Origin of the sequence: Chryseobacterium elymi (assembly GCF_003385495.1) — a bacterium.
Lineage (GTDB): Bacteria > Bacteroidota > Bacteroidia > Flavobacteriales > Weeksellaceae > Chryseobacterium > Chryseobacterium elymi.
The window spans coordinates 1-22,405 of sequence record NZ_QNUH01000027.1 but is presented as its reverse complement, the minus strand read 5'-3'; the positions used below and the strand labels follow the sequence as shown (position 1 = coordinate 22,405).

19 protein-coding genes are annotated in these 22,405 nt (G+C 37.3%); 14 read left to right on the top strand and 5 right to left on the bottom strand.

Going from position 1 to position 22,405, the window contains the following annotated elements; all coding sequences use genetic code 11:
- Positions 1-72 precede the first annotated feature (72 nt).
- Positions 73-594, top strand: a complete 522-nt coding sequence (gene lptE, locus DRF60_RS19330; RefSeq protein WP_238640249.1) for an LPS assembly lipoprotein LptE — start codon at positions 73-75, stop codon at positions 592-594.
- A 1-nt stretch (position 595) separates the two neighbouring features.
- Positions 596-2,632, top strand: a complete 2,037-nt coding sequence (locus DRF60_RS19325; protein WP_116014633.1) for a hypothetical protein — start codon at positions 596-598, stop codon at positions 2,630-2,632.
- 57 nt (positions 2,633-2,689) lie between these two features.
- On the opposite strand, the gene DRF60_RS19320 is transcribed toward DRF60_RS19325, so the two are convergent.
- From DRF60_RS19320 to DRF60_RS19305, 4 genes are all read right to left on the bottom strand, one after another.
- Complete coding sequence (locus DRF60_RS19320; protein WP_116014630.1) at positions 2,690-3,298, bottom strand: DUF4126 domain-containing protein; 609 nt, start codon at positions 3,296-3,298, stop codon at positions 2,690-2,692.
- A gap of 272 nt (positions 3,299-3,570) precedes the next feature.
- A complete protein-coding gene (gene rnpA, locus DRF60_RS19315) occupies positions 3,571-3,945 on the bottom strand; it encodes a ribonuclease P protein component (protein ID WP_116014628.1) in 375 nt (124 codons plus the stop codon).
- Positions 3,945-4,670, bottom strand: a complete 726-nt coding sequence (locus DRF60_RS19310; protein WP_116014625.1) for a tRNA threonylcarbamoyladenosine dehydratase — start codon at positions 4,668-4,670, stop codon at positions 3,945-3,947. The genes rnpA and DRF60_RS19310 overlap by 1 nt, the downstream gene beginning before the upstream one ends.
- Positions 4,663-5,289, bottom strand: coding sequence for a TatD family hydrolase (locus DRF60_RS19305; protein WP_116014623.1), 627 nt, complete (start codon positions 5,287-5,289; stop codon positions 4,663-4,665). Before DRF60_RS19305 ends, DRF60_RS19310 begins: the two co-directional genes overlap by 8 nt.
- 96 nt (positions 5,290-5,385) lie before the next feature.
- Between DRF60_RS19305 and DRF60_RS19300 the strand changes: the two genes are divergently transcribed.
- From DRF60_RS19300 to DRF60_RS19265, 8 genes are all read left to right on the top strand, one after another.
- Positions 5,386-6,015, top strand: a complete 630-nt coding sequence (locus tag DRF60_RS19300; RefSeq protein ID WP_073328854.1) for a TetR/AcrR family transcriptional regulator — start codon at positions 5,386-5,388, stop codon at positions 6,013-6,015.
- Positions 6,016-6,118: 103 nt separating this feature from the next.
- A complete protein-coding gene (locus DRF60_RS19295) occupies positions 6,119-7,114 on the top strand; it encodes an outer membrane protein assembly factor BamD (RefSeq protein ID WP_116014620.1) in 996 nt (331 codons plus the stop codon).
- Positions 7,115-7,156: 42 nt separating this feature from the next.
- Positions 7,157-7,480, top strand: coding sequence for a DNA-directed RNA polymerase subunit omega (locus DRF60_RS19290; RefSeq protein WP_027372958.1), 324 nt, complete (start codon positions 7,157-7,159; stop codon positions 7,478-7,480).
- A gap of 122 nt (positions 7,481-7,602) precedes the next feature.
- A complete protein-coding gene (coaBC, locus tag DRF60_RS19285) occupies positions 7,603-8,808 on the top strand; it encodes a bifunctional phosphopantothenoylcysteine decarboxylase/phosphopantothenate--cysteine ligase CoaBC (RefSeq protein WP_116014618.1) in 1,206 nt (401 codons plus the stop codon).
- Between the two features lie 36 nt (positions 8,809-8,844).
- Positions 8,845-9,747: a type IX secretion system protein PorD gene (porD, locus tag DRF60_RS19280; protein ID WP_116014615.1), complete on the top strand. Its 903-nt coding sequence runs from the start codon at positions 8,845-8,847 to the stop codon at positions 9,745-9,747.
- A gap of 78 nt (positions 9,748-9,825) precedes the next feature.
- On the top strand, positions 9,826-11,475 hold the full coding sequence (locus tag DRF60_RS19275) for a DNA repair protein RecN (protein WP_116014612.1): 1,650 nt from the start codon (positions 9,826-9,828) through the stop codon (positions 11,473-11,475).
- Between the two features lie 50 nt (positions 11,476-11,525).
- Complete coding sequence (locus tag DRF60_RS19270) at positions 11,526-12,992, top strand: DUF5687 family protein (protein WP_116014610.1); 1,467 nt, start codon at positions 11,526-11,528, stop codon at positions 12,990-12,992.
- Between the two features lie 2 nt (positions 12,993-12,994).
- Complete coding sequence (locus DRF60_RS19265) at positions 12,995-13,723, top strand: ABC transporter ATP-binding protein (RefSeq protein WP_116014608.1); 729 nt, start codon at positions 12,995-12,997, stop codon at positions 13,721-13,723.
- Between the two features lie 320 nt (positions 13,724-14,043).
- Here the strand turns inward: DRF60_RS19265 and fumC are convergent, their stop codons facing one another.
- Positions 14,044-15,438 (bottom strand): class II fumarate hydratase, encoded by a 1,395-nt coding sequence (gene fumC, locus DRF60_RS19260; protein WP_116014605.1) that lies wholly within the window; start codon positions 15,436-15,438, stop codon positions 14,044-14,046.
- Positions 15,439-15,573: 135 nt separating this feature from the next.
- Between fumC and DRF60_RS19255 the strand changes: the two genes are divergently transcribed.
- The 4 genes from DRF60_RS19255 to DRF60_RS19235 form a co-directional block, all read left to right on the top strand.
- Entirely contained in the window at positions 15,574-17,181 is a 1,608-nt protein-coding gene (locus DRF60_RS19255) for a fumarate hydratase (protein ID WP_116014603.1), read from the top strand.
- Between the two features lie 91 nt (positions 17,182-17,272).
- A complete protein-coding gene (locus DRF60_RS19250) occupies positions 17,273-17,557 on the top strand; it encodes a hypothetical protein (protein WP_173426468.1) in 285 nt (94 codons plus the stop codon).
- 494 nt (positions 17,558-18,051) lie between these two features.
- Positions 18,052-19,608 carry a T9SS type A sorting domain-containing protein gene (locus DRF60_RS19240; RefSeq protein WP_116014599.1) on the top strand — a complete coding sequence of 519 codons (1,557 nt, stop codon included), beginning with the start codon at positions 18,052-18,054 and terminating at the stop codon, positions 19,606-19,608.
- A 4-nt stretch (positions 19,609-19,612) separates the two neighbouring features.
- Positions 19,613-22,405, top strand: a 2,793-nt coding sequence (locus DRF60_RS19235; protein ID WP_133297254.1) for a hypothetical protein, incomplete at its 3' end; no start/stop codon positions are given.

The window sequence follows — 22,405 nt, the reverse complement described above, 5'->3', positions numbered from 1 at the left end:
ATTGGATGCGGAATAAGAATGTTGTTTTCGATACCTTTGGGAATTTGTATGAAGTCTGTAAATAAAAACGGTATGAGTAAATTAAAAATAATATTTGGGTTTGTAATTCTTTCGCTGTTCCAGCAGTGTTACTCTTTTACGGGATCATCATTGACGGATGAAAAAACCGTCCAGATCAATGAATTTCCGAATAATGCAGCGCTTGTGAACCCTACCCTTTCCCAGCAGTTTTCTACAGATATCCAGAACAGGTTTCTGCAAAGAACTACATTAAAAGGAACAAAATCAAATCCTGATATACTGATAGAAGGTGAAATTTCAGACTATAATTTCTCGCCGACTACGATCAGTTCCAATACACTGACAAACCCTTCAGGGGGTGTTGTACAGCAGGCACAGAGCAAGCTGACGATCACTGTAAAGGTGCATTATGAAAATAAAATTCATCCGGATTCCAGTTTTGACAGAACCTATTCGGATGAAGCGGTTTACAACAGCGACCTGAGCCAGAGCCAGATAGAAACTTCCCAGGTTAAGCTTGTAACAGACAGAATTATTAATAAGATATTTAACGATATTGTAGCCAATTGGTAAGATGAATCCCAGAGTTTTAGAATTATTAAAGAGTCCCAAAAATATACAGTCAGAAGATCTCGGTCTTTTGAAAGAAGAAATTCATGCTTTTCCCTATGTTCAGAACATCAGGGCGCTTCATTTGTTTGGGGTACATCTTTATGATAAAGAAAACTATCAGAAAGAACTTTCCACAACAGCCGCCTATACCACAGATAAAAAACTTCTTTATCAGCTGATCAACGGTAAAATCCAGCGTGAACCGAAACCGGAAATGGCAGATGGCAAGCAAACTTCTAAAACACTGGAAAAACCGATAAAGTATTCTTATAAAGAGAAGGCATTCCCAATAAAAAGAGACGAGTCTCCCGAAAAAAAGGAGAACAAATATGAAGAGGCAGCAGGTATGATACAGCCTGCAAGGGAAATCAAGCATATTCATGTCAACGGAGAAAGAAACAGAATTCTCTTTGAAGGAGAAGAAAATTTCCTCAACGAAGAAAATTCTGAAACAATAAATCTTGAATCTACGCTGGAATCAGGCATAATAGTTACGCAAAAAAACGAACCAGTAACGGAAAATCTTAACAAAGAGATTGTACCCGAACAGACTACGTATAAAAATGAACAGTCTGAAGATTCAGAATCCGGAGTAAACTTCACCCCTGAATTGATTGTTGAAGAAAATAAAATTGAAAGTCCTGAAGAAGAGCAGAAAATCCATAAACATGATGAGTTAAGCTTTCATGAAGTTGAAACTCTAAACCCGGAAACAGAGGTCGTTCAAAATACAGAAGAAGTTGAAATTGTTGAAGAGTCTCCACTTGTTGAAACAGGGGCGGTCTCAGAAATTGCTAATGAAGATGAGAATGTCAATGAACCTGATGCAGAGATCAGTTTCCATGGGATGGATGAATTTCTGCCGGATGTTAAAATTCAGGGAAATAATGATGATACCGCGGAAGCTCCTGAAATTTCTAAACCGAATCTGAATAAGCATGAGGAAGAAATGAGGCGTCTCATTGAAGAAGTAGAGAAAAAAATGAAAGAAACACAGCCGGCGGTACAGGCTGAGAATGAAGAGCCGGAAACTACCGATTATGAGATCAGTTTTGCTGAAACACAGAGCTTTCATTTTTGGTCCACGGAAAAAGGAGAGCCAAAAGCTGAAGAACCTGCTACGGAAACAATAGAAGATATAATCGAACAGCCAATTCAGCATAAAGAGCCTGTAGAAATCCAGGTAAAAGCAGAAGAAACCGAAATCACTTTAGAAGAAGCTTCTGCATGGAAACCTATGAGTCTTGAGTCCAATCTGCCTGATTCTATGATCAGCCATACCAGCACAGTTCCTGAGGCTAGGGCAGAAGCTCCAAAAGAGGAGAAAATACAGGTGATAGAAGATAAAGAAGAAGGAATTGTTCCACAAACAGTTGAAGAACCTCAAAAAGACTCTGAAAAAACCTCAGAGGAAAAACTTCCTGTTGCTGAAGAAGAAATACCTGAAGTTGTAGAAGAAAAAGATGAAGAAGTTGAAAAATCAGAAGAAACGATCGAAACAAAAATGCCGAAAGAAGAAGCACCAGTAATGAATGTATCTTTCTTTGGGACCGATATTTCGAGTCTGGCAGTAGAAAAAGCAGCGAAAGAAGAAGAGTCTGTTCAGGAAATCAAAGAAGAAAACACCGGACAAACACCACCTGACAGCAATGTGCCCGGATTTATCAATACATGGCAGAGCTGGCTTAAGATTGACAGAACAGAAGAAGTGGCTCCTCAAAAGGAAAAAACTCCGGTTCAGGAAAAGGTTATTGAAGCTTTCATTGAAAATAACCCTAAAATAAGTCAGTTAAGAGACGAAAGCACTTACGTTGTCAAAGAAAAGAATGATGACATTTCTCATTTGATGACAGAGACACTTGCTAATCTTTATTTCGAGCAGAAACTCTATACGAAAGCCATTAAAGCATTTGAAATTTTGATCAATAAAAACCCTGAAAAAAAGGAATATTTCCAGTCCAAAATCCAGGAAATAAAAGATTTCAGAAGTAAAAGCTAAATAGGCTTAAAAAATAGTAAAAAAGGCTGATCACAGAAAAGTGTACAGCCTTATTTTCTATATAGTATCAGTGGCATTTTTACTGCCACGCAGTTTCCGCCATGCTTTCCGTCCAAAGATAACAACAAGAATAAGCAGAATGAGCGCAAAAACGGCAGCGATAACTGGTGCGGCCATTGCCAGTATAGACATAATTCCTGCTCCTGCTGTTTCAGTAGTTCCTACCACAGAATTTCCCAGGCCACCCGTTGTTGCAGTAGAAGCTGCCCGGATTCCTGCAAAACCGGAACTGATGGTTGCAGCTGTTCCTCCTCCCGCAATTAATGCAAGTGCCCATTGCGGAAAAGTTCCAAGATCAGCAAACTGGCTGGCAAATAAAACAGAGCCCGCCACAGTAGCTAAAGGAACCGAGATCGTATCCAGCAGATGATCCACAAAGGGAATATAATAGGTTAAAATTTCAGCGATTGTTGCAATTCCGGTAGTAATAAGTGCCGGAAGCCCTGAAAGCCATTCAAAATGCTCATTCATCGGGATCCAGTGAAAATAAGAGGCAAGACTTACCGCAAACATCGGCAGAAAAACTCTAAAGCCTGTAGCAGCGGCCAATCCTATACCAATGAAAGCACTGAGTATATAAGGAAAATAGGGAACTTGATCTAACATTTTAATTTTCAGATTTATTGTTTTCCCTAAAATTACAAAAACTATGCAAGATTTTGTAAAAATTTAATTCCAATTGATTTTATCAGAAGTTGGATTTCCACAGATTTCTCTGATCATATGCATAGTCGGGATAAAAATTTCAGTTAAGATTAAAAAATAATTCAACAATATCCGGAAGCTGTTTTTAATGTTTCTTCGTTTCGGAAATTTGTGTATCAGTGCGTGTCTCATTGGTAAATTGCTACACTGTTCCATTAATACATTATTACACATTAAGATCTTTTCTGCATCTGGCAAAGCTTAATGAACTGCTCTTCCACCTCCTGAAACTTGGCAGGCATTTCGGGAGAAACCCAAAACATCATGGCTAATGCTTTTTCTCCAAAAGCCTCCTTAAACATATCCTTATTCAGACGATAGCATTCTCTTAAAAGTCTTTTTACCCGGTTCCTGTATACTGCTTTCTTGAAATACTTTTTAGAAACAGACACGCCGAACTTATGGCTTTCCACTTCCAGATTAGGTTTATCCTTCAGAATAATGATCCTCAGATTTCCAAAGCTCCTCCATTTACCTTTTTCAAAAAGTAAAGCAATCTCAGTATTTTTTTTGAGTTTTTCTTCTCTGGAGTATTTGAAGTTCTGCATTAATCTTGTTTCACTAGATAATTAATCACTTCGGCCGCTGCATACAATCCGAAGATAGCAGGAATATAGCTGATAGTGCCGTAGAAAGATCTTTTGTAGTTGGCTCCGTCCGTCATTTTCAAACTTTCTTCCTGTTGAAGCTCATTCGAGAATACACATCTGAAACCCTTATTGATCTTTTCTTTTTTAAGTCTTTTTCTGACCTGTCTGGCAAGAAAACAGTTTTGCGTTTTGCTGATATCCCTTACCATTACTTTGCTGGGGTCTGTTTTACCGCCTGCTCCCATAGAGCTGATCAGTTTTATTTTTCTTTTTTTGGCTGCTTTAATTAGACATAATTTTGGGGTTACACTATCAATACAGTCCAGGATATAATCAAACCTACTGGAATCAATAACTTCGTCCATTCTTTCCGGATTCAGGAATTCATTGATCTTGATTAAATTAATTTTCGGATTGATGTCGAGAAGCCTTTCAGCAACAACCTCCACTTTATGTTTCCCTACTGTAGAATGCAATGCCGGAAGCTGTCTGTTGACGTTGGTGATGTCCACCGTATCGCCGTCTACAATAGTCATATTCCCTACACCTGCTCTGGCTAAAAATTCTGCGGCAAAAGAGCCCACGCCTCCTAAGCCTATTACCAGTATATTTGCCTTGTTAAGTTTCTCCAGCCCTTCTTCTTTGATCAGGAGCTCTGTTCTCTCCAGCCAATACTTATCCATTCTTTATCGTGTCTAAATTTTCTAAAATATGTTCATTCAATTTTTCTAAAGAAATACCCTTTAACTCCGAAACTTTTAAATATAATTCCTCTATGTTAAAATATTCATTATCAGTTTCTAAAAACAGTCTGTCTAAGGGAATGTTCTTTACAATATCCTGCAAAGATAGATGATACAAAACAGCTTTTCCAAAACTCAAATAAAAATTATTTTTCAGAAGATCTTCCGCTATCCGTTGCTTTTTATTAAAACCGTGGATGATAACCGCCTGTTCAGCCCTCTTCCTAAAAGAAATTACCTCATAAAACTTTCTTACGCAGTGAATGATCAGGGGTTTTCTCACCTCATTTGAAATCATGATCTGTTTCAGAAAAACCTGTTCCTGGATATTCTGGGGGGTCGAAACCATAGAATCCAGTCCGCATTCACCGATAGCCAGACAGTTTTTTGAAATATTTGATTCCAGCCAGCTGAACTGTTCCTTCATAGAATTCGCAGCAATATCTTTAGGATGTATTCCTATAGAATATGGGGAATCAGGAGGCACTGCTCCGAAGTCTATATTGTAGATTCCATACAGGCTATTTTCCTTATGATGGTGAAAATCAAAAAAATCCATTCACAAAAGTACAACTATCCAGAATTAATTTAAAATTATTAAACGAACGTTTATAATTTTGTTAAAAATTTCTTAACTTTACTCAAAGTGCACTTCATGAGAAAAAAATTTACAGAAAAACAGATCCATATTTTGGACATTGCTGAAGAGCTTATTGCCAAAAAGGGTTATGAAGGAACTTCTGTAAGGGATATCTGTTCTAAGGCCAACATTAATGTGGCCATGATTTCCTATTACTTCGGTTCCAAAGAAAAAATGATGTCCTATCTCTATCAGTACCGCGTACTGAAAACCAGAGAGAATTTTTCCGAATTTGCAGATACCATTAAGGATGGCAAGCCGGAAATGCAGCTTAGAGAGATCATTAAATACATTGTTTCCCAACTATTCAAGTACAATTATTTCCACGGGTTTGTGACACAGGAGCTCAGACATACCGAAAATTTAAAAGATGAGCTGCTGGATTTTTACCAGCTGTTTGTGAAGAAACTGGATGATGTCATCAAAAAAGGAGTTGCTTCAGGAGTATTTACTTTTACACCAAAGCCTGAAGATATCCTTACCATGATCATTGGCTCCACATTGTTTGTCATCAGGAACAAAAACTTTTATGAGCTGTATGTACCGAGCAAAAATGAAGAAGCATATACCAAAGAAGCAGAGAAAAAAGTAAGAATGAATCTTTTAGTCAGCGTTTTTGCAATTTTGGGTTACGCTGCAGACTAAATTTACGTTAAATATTCATAAAAAAAAATCTATTGACAAAAAAGTTATATTTTTGCAAATTAGTAAATCGGCTGTATCATCCGAAAACTGTTGAATTTTTTATATGAAAAAATATATTTTAGGTCTTTTTGCGGTGGCGGTTCTTTCCTCATGCGTAAGCCAGCAGGAAAAAGCAATGAAGAGTGCTGACAAGAATTTTATCTTAAAGGCAGCTAATGATAATTTTGCCAAAAAGAAGTGGAAAAATGCATTGGCATTATATGACAGGCTTGCTAACCTTGTAGCGGGGACAGATGACTTTCCTAATGTAGGTTTTAATACTGCTTATGCGAATTATTATGACAAAAACTATAAACTGGCAGGGCATCAGTTTAAAAACTTTGCGGTAAACTTCCCTAAAGATCCAAGAGCAGAAGAAGCGGCCTATATGTCTGCCTTATGCTACTATGAGGGTTCTATGGATTATAACCTGGACCAGTCTACTACAGAAACAGCGATTAATGAGCTTCAGGATTTCCTGACCAACTATCCAAACTCTGAAAGATCTAAAAATATCAGCCAGTTAATTGATGAACTGTCTTATAAATTAGAATTCAAAGCATATGAAAATGCAAGGCAGTACTTCAAAATGGGTGAGTACAAAGCCGCTAACGTAGCTTTTGAAAACGTACTGGAAGATTTCCCAAGTACCAAACTTCGTCCGAAGATCTATGATTACATCATGAAATCACGTTATGAACTGGCCGTAAAGTCTGTATATGACCTTAAAGATGAGCGTATAGAAAGTGCTCTTGCTTATACAAAGCTGGTAGAAAAAGAACTTCCGAATACGGAATATTCTAAAACAGCAACAGACCTTAGAGCGAAACTGACAAAAGAAAAAGAAAACTTTGCTGTCGTTAAGAAACAGACAGAAGCAAGAATTGCAGTATTAACAGCAAGACAGAAAAAGGAGGCTGATAAAATAGCAGAAAAAAGTAAAGCTGAACAGCAGATCAAAGATCAGATCAACAATGAAAAGAAAGCAATGCAGATCCAGAGGGATAGTGCAGCGCTTCAGACCCCTCCTCCGGCAGCGACTTTCAAAATCCAAAGATAATTCGTAAATTTGCCATCTTATTAATAAAATAAATTTCTCAAAATGAGCGTAAAAGATACAAAAGCAGAAGTAAATACTATTACTTACGATAAAGACAAGATTGAAGATAAAGTAGGTTCAATCTATGAAGCTATTGTTATCATGGGAAAGAGAGCAGAGCAGATCAACGCAGAAATCCGTACAGAACTTCACAATAAACTGGACGAATTTGCGGTGCACAATTCTACATTGGAAGAGGTTTTCGAAAACAGAGAACAGATTGAAATCTCTAAACATTACGAGAAACTTCCTAAGCCTACTTCTATTGCTATTGAAGAATGGCTGAATGAAGATATCTATTTCAGAAAGACAGAAGACAGAAAATAATCATTTGTGTTTTTTATATATGGAGGTCATAAGGGAATTCAGTTCTTTTATGACCTTTGTCTGTTTATACCTGTCTTTGTGCGAAAAAATAAGTAATTTAGGAGTTCAAAAATTAAAACTAAATGAGTGTTTCCGGTAAAAAGATACTTATCGCTGTTTCTGGAGGAATTGCGGCTTATAAAATTCATTTCCTGATCCGGGATTTTGTAAAAAAAGGAGCTGAAGTTCAGGTAATTATGACACCCGATGCAGAGCAGTTCGTAACGAAACTAAGTTTTTCAACTCTTTCCAAAAAACCTGTGTATTCAGATTTTTATGGTGATAACGGTACCTGGAACAGCCATGTAGAAATGGCTTTGTGGGCAGATCTAATGATCGTTGCTCCATGCACAGCCAATACATTAGCCAAGATGATCCACGGAATGTGTGACAACCTGGTGATCGCTACTTATATGTCCGCCAAATGTCCTGTATTCATTGCCCCGGCAATGGATCTCGATATGTATGCACACCCTTCTACCAAACAGAATATTGAGCTCGCAGAAGATTACGGACATATCATTATACCTGCAGAAACTGGTGAACTTGCCAGTGGCTTAATTGGGCAGGGAAGAATGGCAGAACCTGAGACTATTTTTAGGACTGTTGATAATTTCTTTACTTCCGGAAATCAGACCAAAAGCTTAGAAGGAAAAACAGTACTGATCACGGCCGGGCCTACCTACGAAGCTATCGATCCTGTAAGATTTATAGGTAATCACTCCTCAGGCAAAATGGGCTTTTCTCTTGCTGAAGAAGCCTCAAAAAGAGGAGCGAAAGTTATTCTGATATCAGGGCCAAGTTCACAAAAGACAGAAGATAAAAATATCCAGCTTCATAAAGTAACCTCTGCCAAAGAAATGCTGAATAAAGTTTTTGAATTTTATGACCGCGTGGATATTGGTATTGCGAGTGCTGCAGTGGCAGATTATGCTCCAAAAGAAGTGGCAAAGGAGAAAATTAAAAAAAATGATGATAATTTAACCATCGAATTGGTTAAAAATCCCGATATCCTTAAAACAATGGGCGAAAAGAAAACCCATCAGTTTTTGGTAGGTTTTGCGCTGGAAACACAGAATGAAGAAGAAAATGCCAAAGGAAAGCTGGAAAAGAAAAACCTCGATATGATCGTGCTGAACTCACTCCGTGACGAAGGAGCCGGCTTTAAGAATGACACCAATAAAATCAAAATATTCACCAAAACAGAGAAAAAGGAATTTAATCTCAAATCTAAGGACGAAGTAGCTGCGGATATTCTGGATTTTGTTGAGGCTCAACTTTTAAAATAATTTTAATAAATTTCCGTTCTCAATTTTTAATAGATAATGAAAAAAATCATAAGCCTATTTTTGCTGCTTTTTATATATAACCTGAGTTTTTCCCAGGAATTGCTTGCAACTGTACAGATCAACTCCCAGCAGCTGGGAGGAAGTAACCAGCAGGCCTATAAAGCGCTGGAGAAAAGTCTCAGAGACTTTATCAATAATACCAGCTGGACAGGGAAAAAACTTCAGAATTTCGAAAAGATCAAATGTAATTTTGCCGTTGTTATTGCTGAAAGAGACGGAAACCGGTTCAAAGGAAGTATTGTGATCCAGGCTGTGCGGCCCGTATTCAGTACCAGCTATGAGTCTCCGCTGATTAACCTTCAGGACCAGAGATTTGCCTTTGAATATGTGGAAAATGAAAATCTTGTATTCAATGAAAGACAGTTCTCAGGTAAGAATCTTATTGATGTGATCAGCTTTTATGTGTACGTGATCTTAGGCTATGATGCAGACAGCTTCCAGTCTATGGGAGGAACACCATGGTTCTCAAAAGCTCAGCAGATTGCCCAGAATTCCCAGAACAGAAACTATGAAGGATGGAATGTTATCAACGAGCCACGAAGCCGCACGATACTGATTAATGAGATCATCAACCCGAACTGGAGCCAGTTGCGTTCTACGATGTATACCTATCATAGAGCAGGTTTGGATAATTTATTCAACCAGGATCAGACAGCCGCGAAAAAAGTCATCTTTGATGCCCTTTTACAGCTTAAAAGATATGAAAACTCTTTCCAGCAGTCTTATTACTTCAATCTGTTTCTGGATAACAAAAGTGATGAGATCTTTAATGTTTTCAATTCCGGAAACAATGGAGGCATTGTCATGAATGACCTTAAGCAGCTAATGATGACCCTTTCTCCAAAAAATTCGGAGAACAAATGGAATAAGTGGAAATAAAGATCCTTTACTTTAAGTCATTGAATACTTAATTCTATATTCTATATTTGCATTACCTAAAGTAATCAGCTATTATCCATGCTTTCGAGAATTTACATTAAAAATTTTGCTTTGATTGATACTCTTGAAGTATCATTGAATAACGGTCTGCAGGTAATCACCGGAGAAACCGGAGCAGGAAAATCCATTATTTTAGGAGCCTTAAGATTGATCCTCGGCGAAAGGGCGGAAGCTAAATCTATTTCTAAATCCGAAGAGAAGAGCATTGTAGAAACTGAATTTGACCTGAATAACCAGTTCAAAAAGTTCTTTATTGAAAATGATCTTGATTATGAACATCAGACCATCATCAGACGGGAAATCCTTCCCTCCGGAAAATCCAGGGCATTCATTAACGATGTCCCGGTAACCCTTGATGTGCTCAAAGAATTATCTTCCAAACTGATTGATATCCATTCACAGTTTGAAACCTCAAACCTTTTTACCTCTGAATACCAGTTTAAAATTATTGACGGTTTTTCTGAAAATAAAAAAACTATTGAAAATTATCAGAATGAATTTTCTGACTTTCAGAGTTTAAAAATACAGCTTAGAAAATTTCAGACCCAGCTTTCCGAAAACAGAAAAGAAAGTGATTATAAAGAATTTCTCTTAAACGAACTGGAGGAACTGAAACTGGATGATGTAGATTATGAAGATCTGCAGGATCAGCTTTCCATCCAGGAGAATGCTGAGATGATCTCCGAAAACCTGGTACAGATCCTTTCAAGATTTCATCAGGAAGAAGTCGGAATTCTTTCTTTCTTCAACGAAGCTAAAAGTAAACTGTCAAGAATTTCTGAAGTTTCAAACAGCTTTTCAGAACTTGATGAAAGACTGGAAACTTCCTTTGTGGAATTGAAAGATATTATTTCCGAGCTTGAAAATGAATCGGAAAGAATCGAAATCAATCCAGCCAATCTTACGGTTCTTGTTGAGCTTAATAATAAAATCAATGCCCAGTTTTTAAAACATAATGTTTCTGATATCAAGGAACTGAAAGAGCTCCGAGACCAGCTTGCTGGGGAGCAGAAAGGTGCTTCAGAACTCGAAGATTATATTGCTGAGATCGGAAAAAATATTTCCGAAAAAGAAAAAACACTACAGTCTCTGGCGGAAAAACTTTCAAAAAACAGAAAGAAATCTATTCCTGTCTTTATCAAAAAAGCAGAAAGCCTTCTTAAAAAATTAGGCCTTGAAAAAGCCAGAGTTGATATTGAACTTCAGGATGCATCTGACTTTAATGCATTCGGAAAAGAAAATATACAGTTGTTGTTTCAGGCTAACTCAGGCTTTCCGTTAAAGCCAATCCAGACTGCTATTTCCGGCGGTGAAAGATCAAGGGTTATGCTTGCGGTGAAAAAAATCATTGCCGAAAGTGACGAGCTTCCTACCTTGATTCTGGATGAAATTGATACCGGAGTTTCCGGGAAAGTGGCAGAAGAGATTGGAAACCTGATGCGGGAAATGGCCACCGATATGCAGCTTATCGTTATTTCCCACTTGGCACAGGTTGCGGCCAAAGGAAATAATAACTATAAAGTAGTCAAACGTGATATTTCCGGTAAAACACAGTCAACGATCATTCCTCTGAACGACGAGGAAAAACTGAACGAGATCGCCCAGCTTCTTTCCGGAAGCAAAATTACCGAGGCCGCACTGGCACAGGCAAAAGAACTTATTGGTTAAAAAAACTGTAACATATTTTACATTATACTGACTAATGTAAAAAACTAAATATGTTTCTAAAGTTCCTCAGGCTCGAAATCAAAAGCTTTTTCCGTGGTACTTCTGTAGGCGTGAATCTTACCATGAAGATCCTTCGTTTTATAGGAATCCTCTATTTTATGGCATGTCTGGCAGGAGGTGCATTTGCGGTATTCTTCTATGTACGGGATGAAATGCATCAGGATCCTTTAAAAATGGTTTCAAAATTTTTAGTGGCTGCATGGGCACTGGACCTCATTTTGAAATACATCTGGCAGGAAATGTCGACTCAGAATATCAAACCGTTCTTGACTCAGAATATTCCCAAAAATACGCTGGTCAATTATATGCTTGTGAAAACGTTTCTTTCGGCATTAAGCTGGCTGAATTCTTTATTCTTTATCACATTTTCCGTCATTGCCATGTTCAACGGATATAGTGTTTTCGGCATTCTGGCTTGGTTGATCGGGATTTCTTTTTTGTTTTATCTTAATAATTTCATCAATATTCTGTTTAATGATAAGGAAGCAGTAGCCATTTTCATAGGGCTTCTATTTGCTGTGGTTGCGGGTCTTGGGTATTATAATATCGTTCCTGTACTTTCTTACTCAGAAAAATGGGTATATGCTTTTTATCATAACCCTTATTTTATTATAATTCCCATAGTCCTGTTTTTTAGCTTATGGCGAATATGTTTTAGGTATGTTCGTAAAGAATTTTATTTGGATCAGGGACTAGAAGCTAAAAAACAGTTTGGAAAAACGGAAAATATTGCTTTTCTAAATAAATATGGAGTTATCGGAACCTTTATTAATAATGATATTAAAATGCTGAGACGTAATAAGGTAACAAAAGGTATTCTGATCGGAAGCTTTTTCTTTCTTTTTTACGGATTACTGATGTTTACGTCTACGATTTATAAAACACCTGCCATGATGATGTTTATGGGGCTGTTTGTAACCGGAGGCTTTCAGTTTCTTTTCGGGCAGCGGGTTCCTGCATTCGACAGTTCTTACTATCCATTGATGATGACGCTGAATGTTCCCTACAAAGAATATCTCAAAGCAAAATGGTGGTTAATGAATATTATGACGGCAGCTTCAATCATCATTGCATTATTTTACGTCTATTTCGGCTGGGAGCTGTATGTCACTTTTTTTGCAGCAGGACTTTATAATATCGGAGTGAATTCCCAACTTACCCTTTGGTCAGGAGCATTTAATAAAACCCAGATCGATCTGAATTCAAAAGAAAAAAGAATTGGACAGAAAAACAGCTTTAATCTGAAATCCATGCTCTTATTGATTCCGAAAATGTTACTTCCAATGGGAGTTTTTGCCTTGTCAAAATATTTCTTTGGAATTACAGCCGGAGTTGTAAGCATTGCCGTTTTTGGACTTTTAGGATTTTTCCTCAGAGAAAAAATATTCGATATCATCGTCAAACAATATAAACGCGAAAAATACAGCACGCTGGACGCATTTAAAAACAAAGACTAACTATGATTACTATCAATAACTTATCAAAGACCTACGGAACTGCCACAGTTCTTAATATTGAACATCTTGAAATTCCTAATGGTGAAACTTTTGGGCTGGTAGGAAATAATGGAGCCGGAAAAACTACGCTTTTCAGTCTTATGCTTGATTTGATCCAGCCTACCACAGGATTTGTAAGCATCGAAGATATCAAAGTGAATGAATCTGAAGCCTGGAAAAATAAAGTATCTGCTTTTGTAGATGATACTTTCCTGATCGGCTATCTGACACCTGAAGAATACTTTTATTTCATTGGAGAACTGAGAGGACAGAATAAGGCTTCAATCGATGAGTTTTTAAAGCCGTTTCACGATTTTTTCAATGGTGAGATTCTCAATTCAGGAAAATACGTTCGTGATCTGTCGAAAGGAAATCAGAAAAAAGTAGGAATAGTAGGAGCTGTCATCGGAAATCCGGAGATCATTATCCTTGATGAACCTTTTGCAAATCTGGATCCTTCTACCCAAATTAAGCTTAAAAATCTAATTAAAGAACTTTCAAAGCAGGACGGCGTAACTTTTCTGATCTCGAGTCATGATCTTTCACATACCACAGAGGTCTGCAACAGAATTGTTGTTGTGAATAAAGGAGAGCTTGTAAAAGATATAAAGACCAATCCGGAAACGTTGCGGGATCTCGAACAGTACTTTGCAGATCAGGTTTCAGTGTCTTCAGCAGTTAATTTAGAATAAAAAGGCCGGGAAAATTTTCCCGGCTTTTCCATCAATTATTTAAATAGGATCTTCCTCTGTCGGAGTTGCACACATATCTACATGCACCATACACATTCCCTGGCAGGGATTGTTCGCAGGAGTACTGCAGCATGCATAGTAACCATTGTACTGAACATGATACAAATTCGTTGGACACCGTGGAATAACCGCACCTCCAAAGACCTCTTTCAGATTCTTTATGGATTAGTTTTTGTATATCATTAATATATAAAAAACAGAGCTGCTTAAAAATTAGTGCCGAACAGGAACTTCTGGTCTCCACCTTCCATCTCCCAGACCTATTTAAGGCTTCCTACCATGTTTTCAGGCTTCACCCATTCGTCAAACTGCTCAGCAGTTAAAAAGCCAAGGTTTACAGCTTCTTCTTTTAGAGTAGTTCCATTTTTGTGGGCTGTTTTTGCAATCTTCGCAGCATTTTCGTAACCGATATGCGTATTTAAAGCCGTAACAAGCATTAATGATTTGTCTACCAGTTCTTTAATTCTCTCATGGTTGGGTTCAATACCTTCCGCACAGTGATCGTTGAAGGAAATACATGCATCTGCAATCAATTGGGCAGACTGAAGGAAGTTGTATGCCATAACAGGTTTGAAAACATTAAGCTCATAATTCCCTTGTGTGCCCGCAAAAGATATGGTTGTATCATTTCCAAGAACCTGAGCACAAACCATGGTCATTGCTTCATTTTGGGTAGGATTTACTTTTCCCGGCATAATAGAAGATCCTGGTTCGTTCTCTGGAATATGAATTTCCCCGATTCCCGAACGTGGTCCGGAAGCTAATAGCCTGATATCCTGGGCAATTTTAAATAAAGAAACAGCCAGCTGTTTTAATGCTCCGTGAGATTCCACAATCGCATCATGTGCAGCCAAAGCTTCAAATTTATTTTCTGCCGTAACGAAAGGATGATTCGTAAATTTGGCGATATACTCAGCTACTTTTACATCATAACCATTCGGTGTATTTAGTCCTGTACCCACAGCCGTTCCTCCCAAAGCAAGTTCAGAAAGATGGGGAAGTGTATTTTTTAAAGCTCTTAATCCAAATTCAAGCTGAGCTTTATAACCCGAAAATTCCTGTCCAAGCGTAAGTGGAGTAGCATCCATAAGGTGTGTTCTCCCGATTTTTACAATATCTTTAAAAGCTTCTGCTTTGGCAGAAAGGGTATTCTTTAATTTTTCAACAGCCGGAATAGTTACTTCCACTACTTTTTTATAAGCGGCAATATGCATGGCTGTGGGATAAGTGTCATTGGAAGACTGTGATTTATTCACATCATCATTCGGATGAATTTCAGATTTATCTCCTAAAGTTCCTCCATTATTTACATGGGCTCTGTTTGAAACGACTTCATTGATATTCATATTCGACTGCGTTCCAGAACCTGTCTGCCAGATCACCAACGGAAACTGATCATTCAGTTTACCTTCAAGAATTTCGTCACATACTTTAGCGATCATATCTCTTTTTTCTGCAGATAGAACACCAAGATCAGTATTGGTATAGGCTGCTGCTTTCTTTAAATAAGCAAAAGCTTCAATGATTTCGTGAGGCATAGACCCCTCGGGTCCGATCTTAAAATTATTTCTTGAACGTTCAGTTTGTGCTCCCCAAAATTTATCTGCAGGGACCTGAACTTCTCCCATAGTATCCTTTTCGATTCTGTAATTCATTGTGATTGAAATTTTTATAAAGTTAATCATAAACGCAGAATCCCGCAATTTATAACCATTATAAATATCTATATGAATGACTGATTTTACTCATGTTTTTTAAGGATGACGTATTTTTGCACAAACAAAAATTGAATGGATTTTAGATATCAGGATCCGTATCCGATCCAGAAAGATGATACGGTGTATAAAAAATTGACATCAGATTATGTAAAGGTTGAAAAATTAGGGGACAGGGAAATTTTAACCATTCACCCAAAGGGGCTTGAACTTTTGGCTGAAGAAGCTATGGCTGATGTTTCTTTTATGCTCCGTTCTTCACACCTTGAAAGTCTCAGAAGAATCATCGACGATCCGGAAGCGACTGATAACGACAGATTCGTAGCTTACAATCTGTTGCAGAATGCCGCTGTTGCTGTTGAAGGAGCTCTGCCTTCGTGCCAGGATACCGGGACGGCTATTGTAATGGGTAAAAAAGGAGAAAATGTCTACACAGGAGTTGAGGATGGAGAATACCTGAGTAAAGGTATTTACAATACTTATCAAAAGAGAAACCTAAGATATTCCCAAGTGGTTCCTTTGACGATGTTTGAAGAGAAAAATTCAGGATCAAATCTTCCGGCACAGATTGATATTTATGCTAAAAAAGGAGATTACTATGAGTTTTTGTTTTTAACAAAAGGTGGAGGTTCTGCCAATAAAACATTTTTATATCAAAAGACAAAATCATTGCTAAACGAAAAGTCTCTTGAAGCATTCGTAAAAGAAAGAATCTCAGATCTTGGAACAGCCGCATGTCCGCCATATCACCTGGCTCTTGTAATAGGAGGGACTTCTGCTGAAGCGAATCTTGCTGCCGTGAAAAAAGCATCTGCAAAATATTATGACCATCTTCCGACGGAAGGAAACGAAGCGGGACAGGCCTTCAGAGACCTTGAATGGGAAGCTAAAGTTCAGAAGATCTGCCAGGAAAGTGCTATCGGAGCACAGTTTGGAGGAAAATACCTTACTCACGATGTAAGGGTAATCAGACTTCCGCGTCACGCCGCATCTTGTCCGGTAGGAATGGGGGTTTCTTGTTCTGCAGACAGAAATATCAAAGGAAAAATTACAAAAGAGGGCATTTTTCTTGAACAGCTTGAGCAGGATCCAAAAAGATTTCTACCGGATACGCCTCCACACCTGGAAGAGGCCGTTGAGATCAATTTGAATAAGCCGATGCCGGAAATATTGGCTGAACTGTCTAAATATCCTATCAAAACCCGATTAAAATTAAACGGAACGCTGATCGTAGCCAGAGATATTGCCCACGCAAAGATCAAAGAGATCATTGACAGCGGAAAACCGATGCCGGAATATTTCAAAAACCACCCGATTTATTATGCAGGACCTGCAAAAACTCCGGAAGGAATGGCTTCAGGAAGTTTCGGGCCTACGACAGCAGGAAGAATGGATGTGTATGTTGACGAGTTCCAGAGCCACGGCGGAAGTATGATCATGCTGGCCAAAGGAAACAGAAGTAAAGATGTTACCAATGCATGTGGTAAATATGGAGGTTTTTATCTGGGGTCCATCGGAGGACCTGCTGCCATCCTTGCCAAAGACAATATTGTATCTGTGGATATCGTGGATTTCCCTGAATTAGGGATGGAAGCTGTAAGAAAAATTGAAGTAAAAGATTTCCCGGCATTCATCATTACAGACGATAAAGGCAATGATTTCTTCGCAGATCTTGCTCACTAATAGTTTAAAATCAAAATAAATTATAAAATAGGGCTTGTATCTTTTGTATACAACACAAAAAAGTCCTATTTTTGCCTAAAATCTTTAAAGAATGATAACGATTTTATCAGCATTTTGGCCGTTCTACCAATTCCTATGGACTGTATTCTTTATAATTATGTTCTTAGTAGGATTCTGGTGTATCTTCATGTTCTTCGGCTTGGTAATCCCAATGTGGCTAACTGAAGGTCTGAAAGAATATTTCGGAAAAGTAAAACCTTTCGATCCTGAAGATATCAGAAGAAAAGAACTTAATGAGCAGGAAGGTGTAGAAGTAATCTTCAGCAACCCTAAAGGGAATGGACCCTTTATCCATGATCACGGACATCATCATTAATTGATTGTCATTGCTTTTTCACCTTAATTCTGAAAAAGTAATATCAAAGCAAAACAACATATATAAACCGCTTAATGTATTAAGCGGTTTTTTTATTATCCGTTTCTTAGCTTCCCGGGTGATACTCCCAATTTTTTTGTACGCCCGGGTAAAATTCTGAACATATTCATAGCCACATTCAATGGCTATTTCTTTGATCAGTTGATTTTTCAATTACAAATACTTTTTATTTAAGTTTTGAACTCATGCAGCCATGAGTTTTTTTTCGACAGGGTTAAGTAATATTGCATTTTATGGCAATTAGGCATAAAAAAGTTTTTTTATAATATAAAATCATACGACGAGATTTGTCGCTTTACAATAGTAGATTTGCTTTAGCATAAAGAAAAAAAAACGAATAAGTGATAAAATTGATATTAAATCACATTCATATGACTTTGGCATGTTAAAAAACGTTAAATTTGCAGAATTATACCAACTAATACACACAATAGATGAGAAAACTCTACATCAGTGCATTTATAATATGTACAGTCTTGAGCAATGCTCAGGAAGTCGTTTGGCAGAAAGACATTAAATCCAGTACACAGGATTTTTTAAGCCAGGTTACCACAACTATTGATCAGCAGTATCTGATCACGGGAAGCAGTATTCAAAGCAATAAGCTTCAGGCTGAAGGCAGTAAGCAGAATAACGGCTACGATTTCCATTTAGTCAAATTAAACCAACAGGGTCAGGAGGTTTGGGAAAAATATTTCTCCGGAAATAACCATGACTATCTTTCCGCTTCCATCGCCACCCAGGAAGGAGGATTTCTTCTGGCGGGAACTTCTTATTCAGGGAAAGGTCTGGATAAGAAAGACGAGTCTAAAGGAGGTTCAGACCTATGGTTGATAAGGCTTAGCGAATTTGGTGATCAAATCTGGCAGAAAACTTTAGGGTCAGCATCTGATGAAGAAGCACGATCTGTGATCCAAACAACTGATCTGGAATTCTTTGTAGCCGGAAATGTTCAGAATTCAGCTAAAGGCCACGGTTCAAAAGATGTTTTGATTATAAAACTGGACAAAGACGGAAAAGAACTCTCCCAGTCTATTTTAGGAGGAAAAGGATTGGATGAAGTTGAAAAGATGATTCCTACCAAAGATGGAGGAGCCTTGTTAGGAATCTATTCAAGAAGCACTACGGGTGGATCAAAGAAAACCGAAAATTTTGGAGAAGGGGATTTTTGGATAATAAAAATTTCAAAAGATGGCAAAACCGAATGGGAAAAGAATTTTGGAGGGAAAGGTGATGATCACTTAAGGACACTTGCTTTAACCTCCTCAGGCTATTTAATTGGCGGCGAATCCAGATCCGAAAGATCAGGAAATAAAACGGTAGGTATTGAAGAAGGAACCGACCTTTGGTTGATCTCCCTAAGCGAAAGAGGCGAAGAAATCTGGCAGAAGTCCTACAGTTTCGGAAACAGGGATATTCTGATGGGAACGAGTGTTATTCAGAGTCAGGATGTAAGAGCCAAGAACCAAGACCTGACCAAAGGAATCCTTTTAGGAGGCTATACCCAGGCAGAAGGAAGAATAGAATCTAATGATGAAACTTTCTGGATGCTCTACCTCAATTCCGATGGCAACGAGCAGTGGAGAAAATACGTAAAGGGAGACGGGAGACAAAGAGAGGAGAGACTTTCAGATATTAAGATCAATAGAGACGGCTCCATTATTCTGGCAGGAACCAGTGCAGAAGAACTTGGAAAAGAGAACTGGAAGATCGTGAAGCTGGGAGATAAACAAATTGATCAGCTGATTGAAAAACAGGACATCAAGATCTATCCGAATCCTGTTTCAGATTATGCTTATGTGGAAATCGGTTTTAACTTTAAAGAAGCTGATATTTTGTTGTATGATATGGGAGGAAGACAGCTTCAGAGTCTGAAAACTAAGAATAAGGTGACGAAGATTAATACTCAGAATTTGATTCAGGGAGCTTATCTGGTGACGATAAAGACGGATACTAATAAAACAGCGAATGCTAAACTGATAAAAAAATAAACTGATGAAAAAATACTTACTTATATTATTGCTGCCTGTTTGGCACTTTGTGATTGCTCAGAAAGATGATAAATTAAAATTTTTCCCTCAATCTCCGGAAGTGCAATCTTTACAAAAGTTTATTGACCAACCTGTTTCATTGCATAACGGAACAGCAGATATTTCCGTGCCCATATACACATTAAAAATAAATAGTCAATTATCCCTTCCATTATCTGCCTCCTATAATACTTCTGGAATTAAGGTAGGAGAGCGAGCGGGTTCAATTGGTCTGGGATGGAATCTTACTAATCCAGGTGTGGTTATTAGAAGCATGAGAGGCGAACCAGATAATCTTACCTCTTTACAGGCTGCTCATGATGATTTAAAGGACAGAGTATATAATTTTGATCTTTATAATGATGTAAATGCCAATAATTTACTTGCTACTATAGACGAAACAGATTACGAGCCCGATGAGTATATAATTAATTTTTTAGGTAATTCTTTAAAGGTGGTGTTTGATGGCTCTATTCCCGGAAATGATTTAGGCAAAAAATTTGTTCAAATTCCATTAAGTGATCACAAAGTAGTGGCCAGCCTTAATGGTGGGTTTATCAGTGGATGGGAAGTTACAGATCCTCAGGGTAATATTTTTTATTTTGGAAGTGAAACTGCAAATCAGAACACAGCTGTTGAATTTGAAAATTCACCTGCTGTTATTACTTATGGCAGCACTCAGGGAGGTAATAATTCTACGCCTTCTTATGCAAAGACCTGGCATTTAATAAAAGTTAAAACTACAGATAACAAAATTGTACAATTCTATTACCAAAATAAAGGAAATAGTACTGTTGCAAGCGTATTGGGTGAAACATCTTATAAATGTGGTACTTTTAATTATAACTGGAATAGTAATCAGTTGTTACAACAGCTTTGTCAACAGCAAAGCTTACCAGCTACTCAAATATCTTATACTCTACAGACCAATGATGATCTCTACATTGATCGTATTGAATCAGAAACCACAAAAATTAAATTCAATCATTTAACTGTAAGACAGGATATTGATAATGCTAAACGACTGGATAATATAAATATTTCTGATTCTAAAAATCACACAATAAAAAAAATTGATTTTGTTTTTTCTTATTTTCAGCCTACTACCACAGATAATTGCTTTATAAATAAAATAAAAAATAATGGAATTTTCAGTAGTCATATCACCACTCAATCAAAACGGTTAAAACTTGATAAAATACTGGAAAGTGATCCGCAAAATACTAAAATATCGGAATATAAATTTGAATATTTTTCAAATCAAATGCCTAATATTATGTCTTCTGCTCAGGATCATTGGGGATATTATAATGGAAAAGATAGTAATTGTGGTTTTTTACCGTCAATTCAATTTAGAGTGGCCAATGATCTTTATCCTGGAATATATCTGATGGGGAAAAATGTGAGGAAGGAAAGTGAAGATCATTTGAAATATGGGAGTTTAACAAAAATTACTTATCCTACAGGGGGAAGTATCAATTTAGAATATGAGAAAAATACCGTATCGGCATTTATGGATGAAAATGTTTCCAGCTATATGGAAATTAACCCTACTTACGAGATCGCAGTAAACGCTGAACAACATGTGGATCTTAATACAAATGAACCTTATTATTCAGATCTAGAATATAATATTCAGCTTGGTTATGACAGCTCTTTTAGCTTCGGACTACCAGATTATGAATATAACCCTGAAGGAATGGCATATTACAGGAACTTCAAGATTGAGTCTACTGATCCTTCTTTTCAAACGAGGTTTATATCATATAACGAATCTATTCCTGTTAAAAAATTTGAGACATATAAGATAACTGCAGAATTAAATCCTCAGTCATTACAGAACAGTCAATTTTCTGATGAGAAATATACTCCGGAATTTGGAGCAATGTTGAAAGTTTATTATAGAGGGCAAAGAGAAGATTTGTCCTATGCAGGCGGTTTACGAATAAAAAAAATAACGCATAAAGATACTGATGACACTCCGCAAATTATTAAAGAGTTTGACTATGGGGATAGCGGAATCGGTTTAAATTATCCGTTTTATGTTGAACAGGAGTATATTTCGCATCTTCCTCTTGTGAAGCTTTATGGATTAGCTACTTTTCCCCTCAATTCAATTTTCTCTAATAATATTATTTATGAATCTGTTACCACTTATCAGGTTAATGTAAAAACCGGAGATAAAATTAAATCTGAATATAAATTTAAGGCTACGAATATTGATCAACTTATGGAGGTGGGAGATTATAATGTAAGCGACCATATGTATCGCAGAACACTATTCTCTTTGCCAATGAGAAGATCATATTCAAATTGGAGATTGGGAAATTTAGTAAAGCAGACTGACTATATTTTTTCAAACGGGTCATATCAAATTCAAAAGGAAACACTAAATACTTATGGAAAACAAAAAGATTATTATTATAATAATCCAATTTTTGGGCTTAGACTAGAAAAAAGAGGCTATTGGGAACCAGCTCCCGGATTTGAGGGTTACAATACATACAAGTGGGAGTTTTATTCTATTTATACCGAAAAATATGACTTACTAAACAGTAAAACAACGAATTATTTTAACAGTGTTTCTAATCAAACCGTTTCTGATTATTTCTATAACAACCCGGCTCATTACCAGCTTAACAAACAGAAAACAACTTTTCCTGATGGAACTATCGATGAGACCAATTACAGTTACGCCCACGAAAAGGCTAACCAGAAGTTAATTAACGCCAATATGATAGGTATTCCTTTGGAAACA

Bases quoted from the DNA above. Each gene is read 5' to 3' on its own strand.
- lptE (WP_238640249.1), top strand. From the start codon at position 73: ATGAGTAAATTAAAAATAATATTTGGGTTTGTAATTCTTTCGCTGTTC.
- DRF60_RS19325 (WP_116014633.1), top strand. From the start codon at position 596: ATGAATCCCAGAGTTTTAGAATTATTAAAGAGTCCCAAAAATATACAG.
- DRF60_RS19320 (WP_116014630.1), bottom strand. From the start codon at position 3,298: ATGTTAGATCAAGTTCCCTATTTTCCTTATATACTCAGTGCTTTCATT.
- rnpA (WP_116014628.1), bottom strand. From the start codon at position 3,945: ATGCAGAACTTCAAATACTCCAGAGAAGAAAAACTCAAAAAAAATACT.
- DRF60_RS19310 (WP_116014625.1), bottom strand. From the start codon at position 4,670: ATGGATAAGTATTGGCTGGAGAGAACAGAGCTCCTGATCAAAGAAGAA.
- DRF60_RS19305 (WP_116014623.1), bottom strand. From the start codon at position 5,289: ATGGATTTTTTTGATTTTCACCATCATAAGGAAAATAGCCTGTATGGA.
- DRF60_RS19300 (WP_073328854.1), top strand. From the start codon at position 5,386: ATGAGAAAAAAATTTACAGAAAAACAGATCCATATTTTGGACATTGCT.
- DRF60_RS19295 (WP_116014620.1), top strand. From the start codon at position 6,119: ATGAAAAAATATATTTTAGGTCTTTTTGCGGTGGCGGTTCTTTCCTCA.
- DRF60_RS19290 (WP_027372958.1), top strand. From the start codon at position 7,157: ATGAGCGTAAAAGATACAAAAGCAGAAGTAAATACTATTACTTACGAT.
- coaBC (WP_116014618.1), top strand. From the start codon at position 7,603: ATGAGTGTTTCCGGTAAAAAGATACTTATCGCTGTTTCTGGAGGAATT.
- porD (WP_116014615.1), top strand. From the start codon at position 8,845: ATGAAAAAAATCATAAGCCTATTTTTGCTGCTTTTTATATATAACCTG.
- DRF60_RS19275 (WP_116014612.1), top strand. From the start codon at position 9,826: ATGCTTTCGAGAATTTACATTAAAAATTTTGCTTTGATTGATACTCTT.
- DRF60_RS19270 (WP_116014610.1), top strand. From the start codon at position 11,526: ATGTTTCTAAAGTTCCTCAGGCTCGAAATCAAAAGCTTTTTCCGTGGT.
- DRF60_RS19265 (WP_116014608.1), top strand. From the start codon at position 12,995: ATGATTACTATCAATAACTTATCAAAGACCTACGGAACTGCCACAGTT.
- fumC (WP_116014605.1), bottom strand. From the start codon at position 15,438: ATGAATTACAGAATCGAAAAGGATACTATGGGAGAAGTTCAGGTCCCT.
- DRF60_RS19255 (WP_116014603.1), top strand. From the start codon at position 15,574: ATGGATTTTAGATATCAGGATCCGTATCCGATCCAGAAAGATGATACG.
- DRF60_RS19250 (WP_173426468.1), top strand. From the start codon at position 17,273: ATGATAACGATTTTATCAGCATTTTGGCCGTTCTACCAATTCCTATGG.
- DRF60_RS19240 (WP_116014599.1), top strand. From the start codon at position 18,052: ATGAGAAAACTCTACATCAGTGCATTTATAATATGTACAGTCTTGAGC.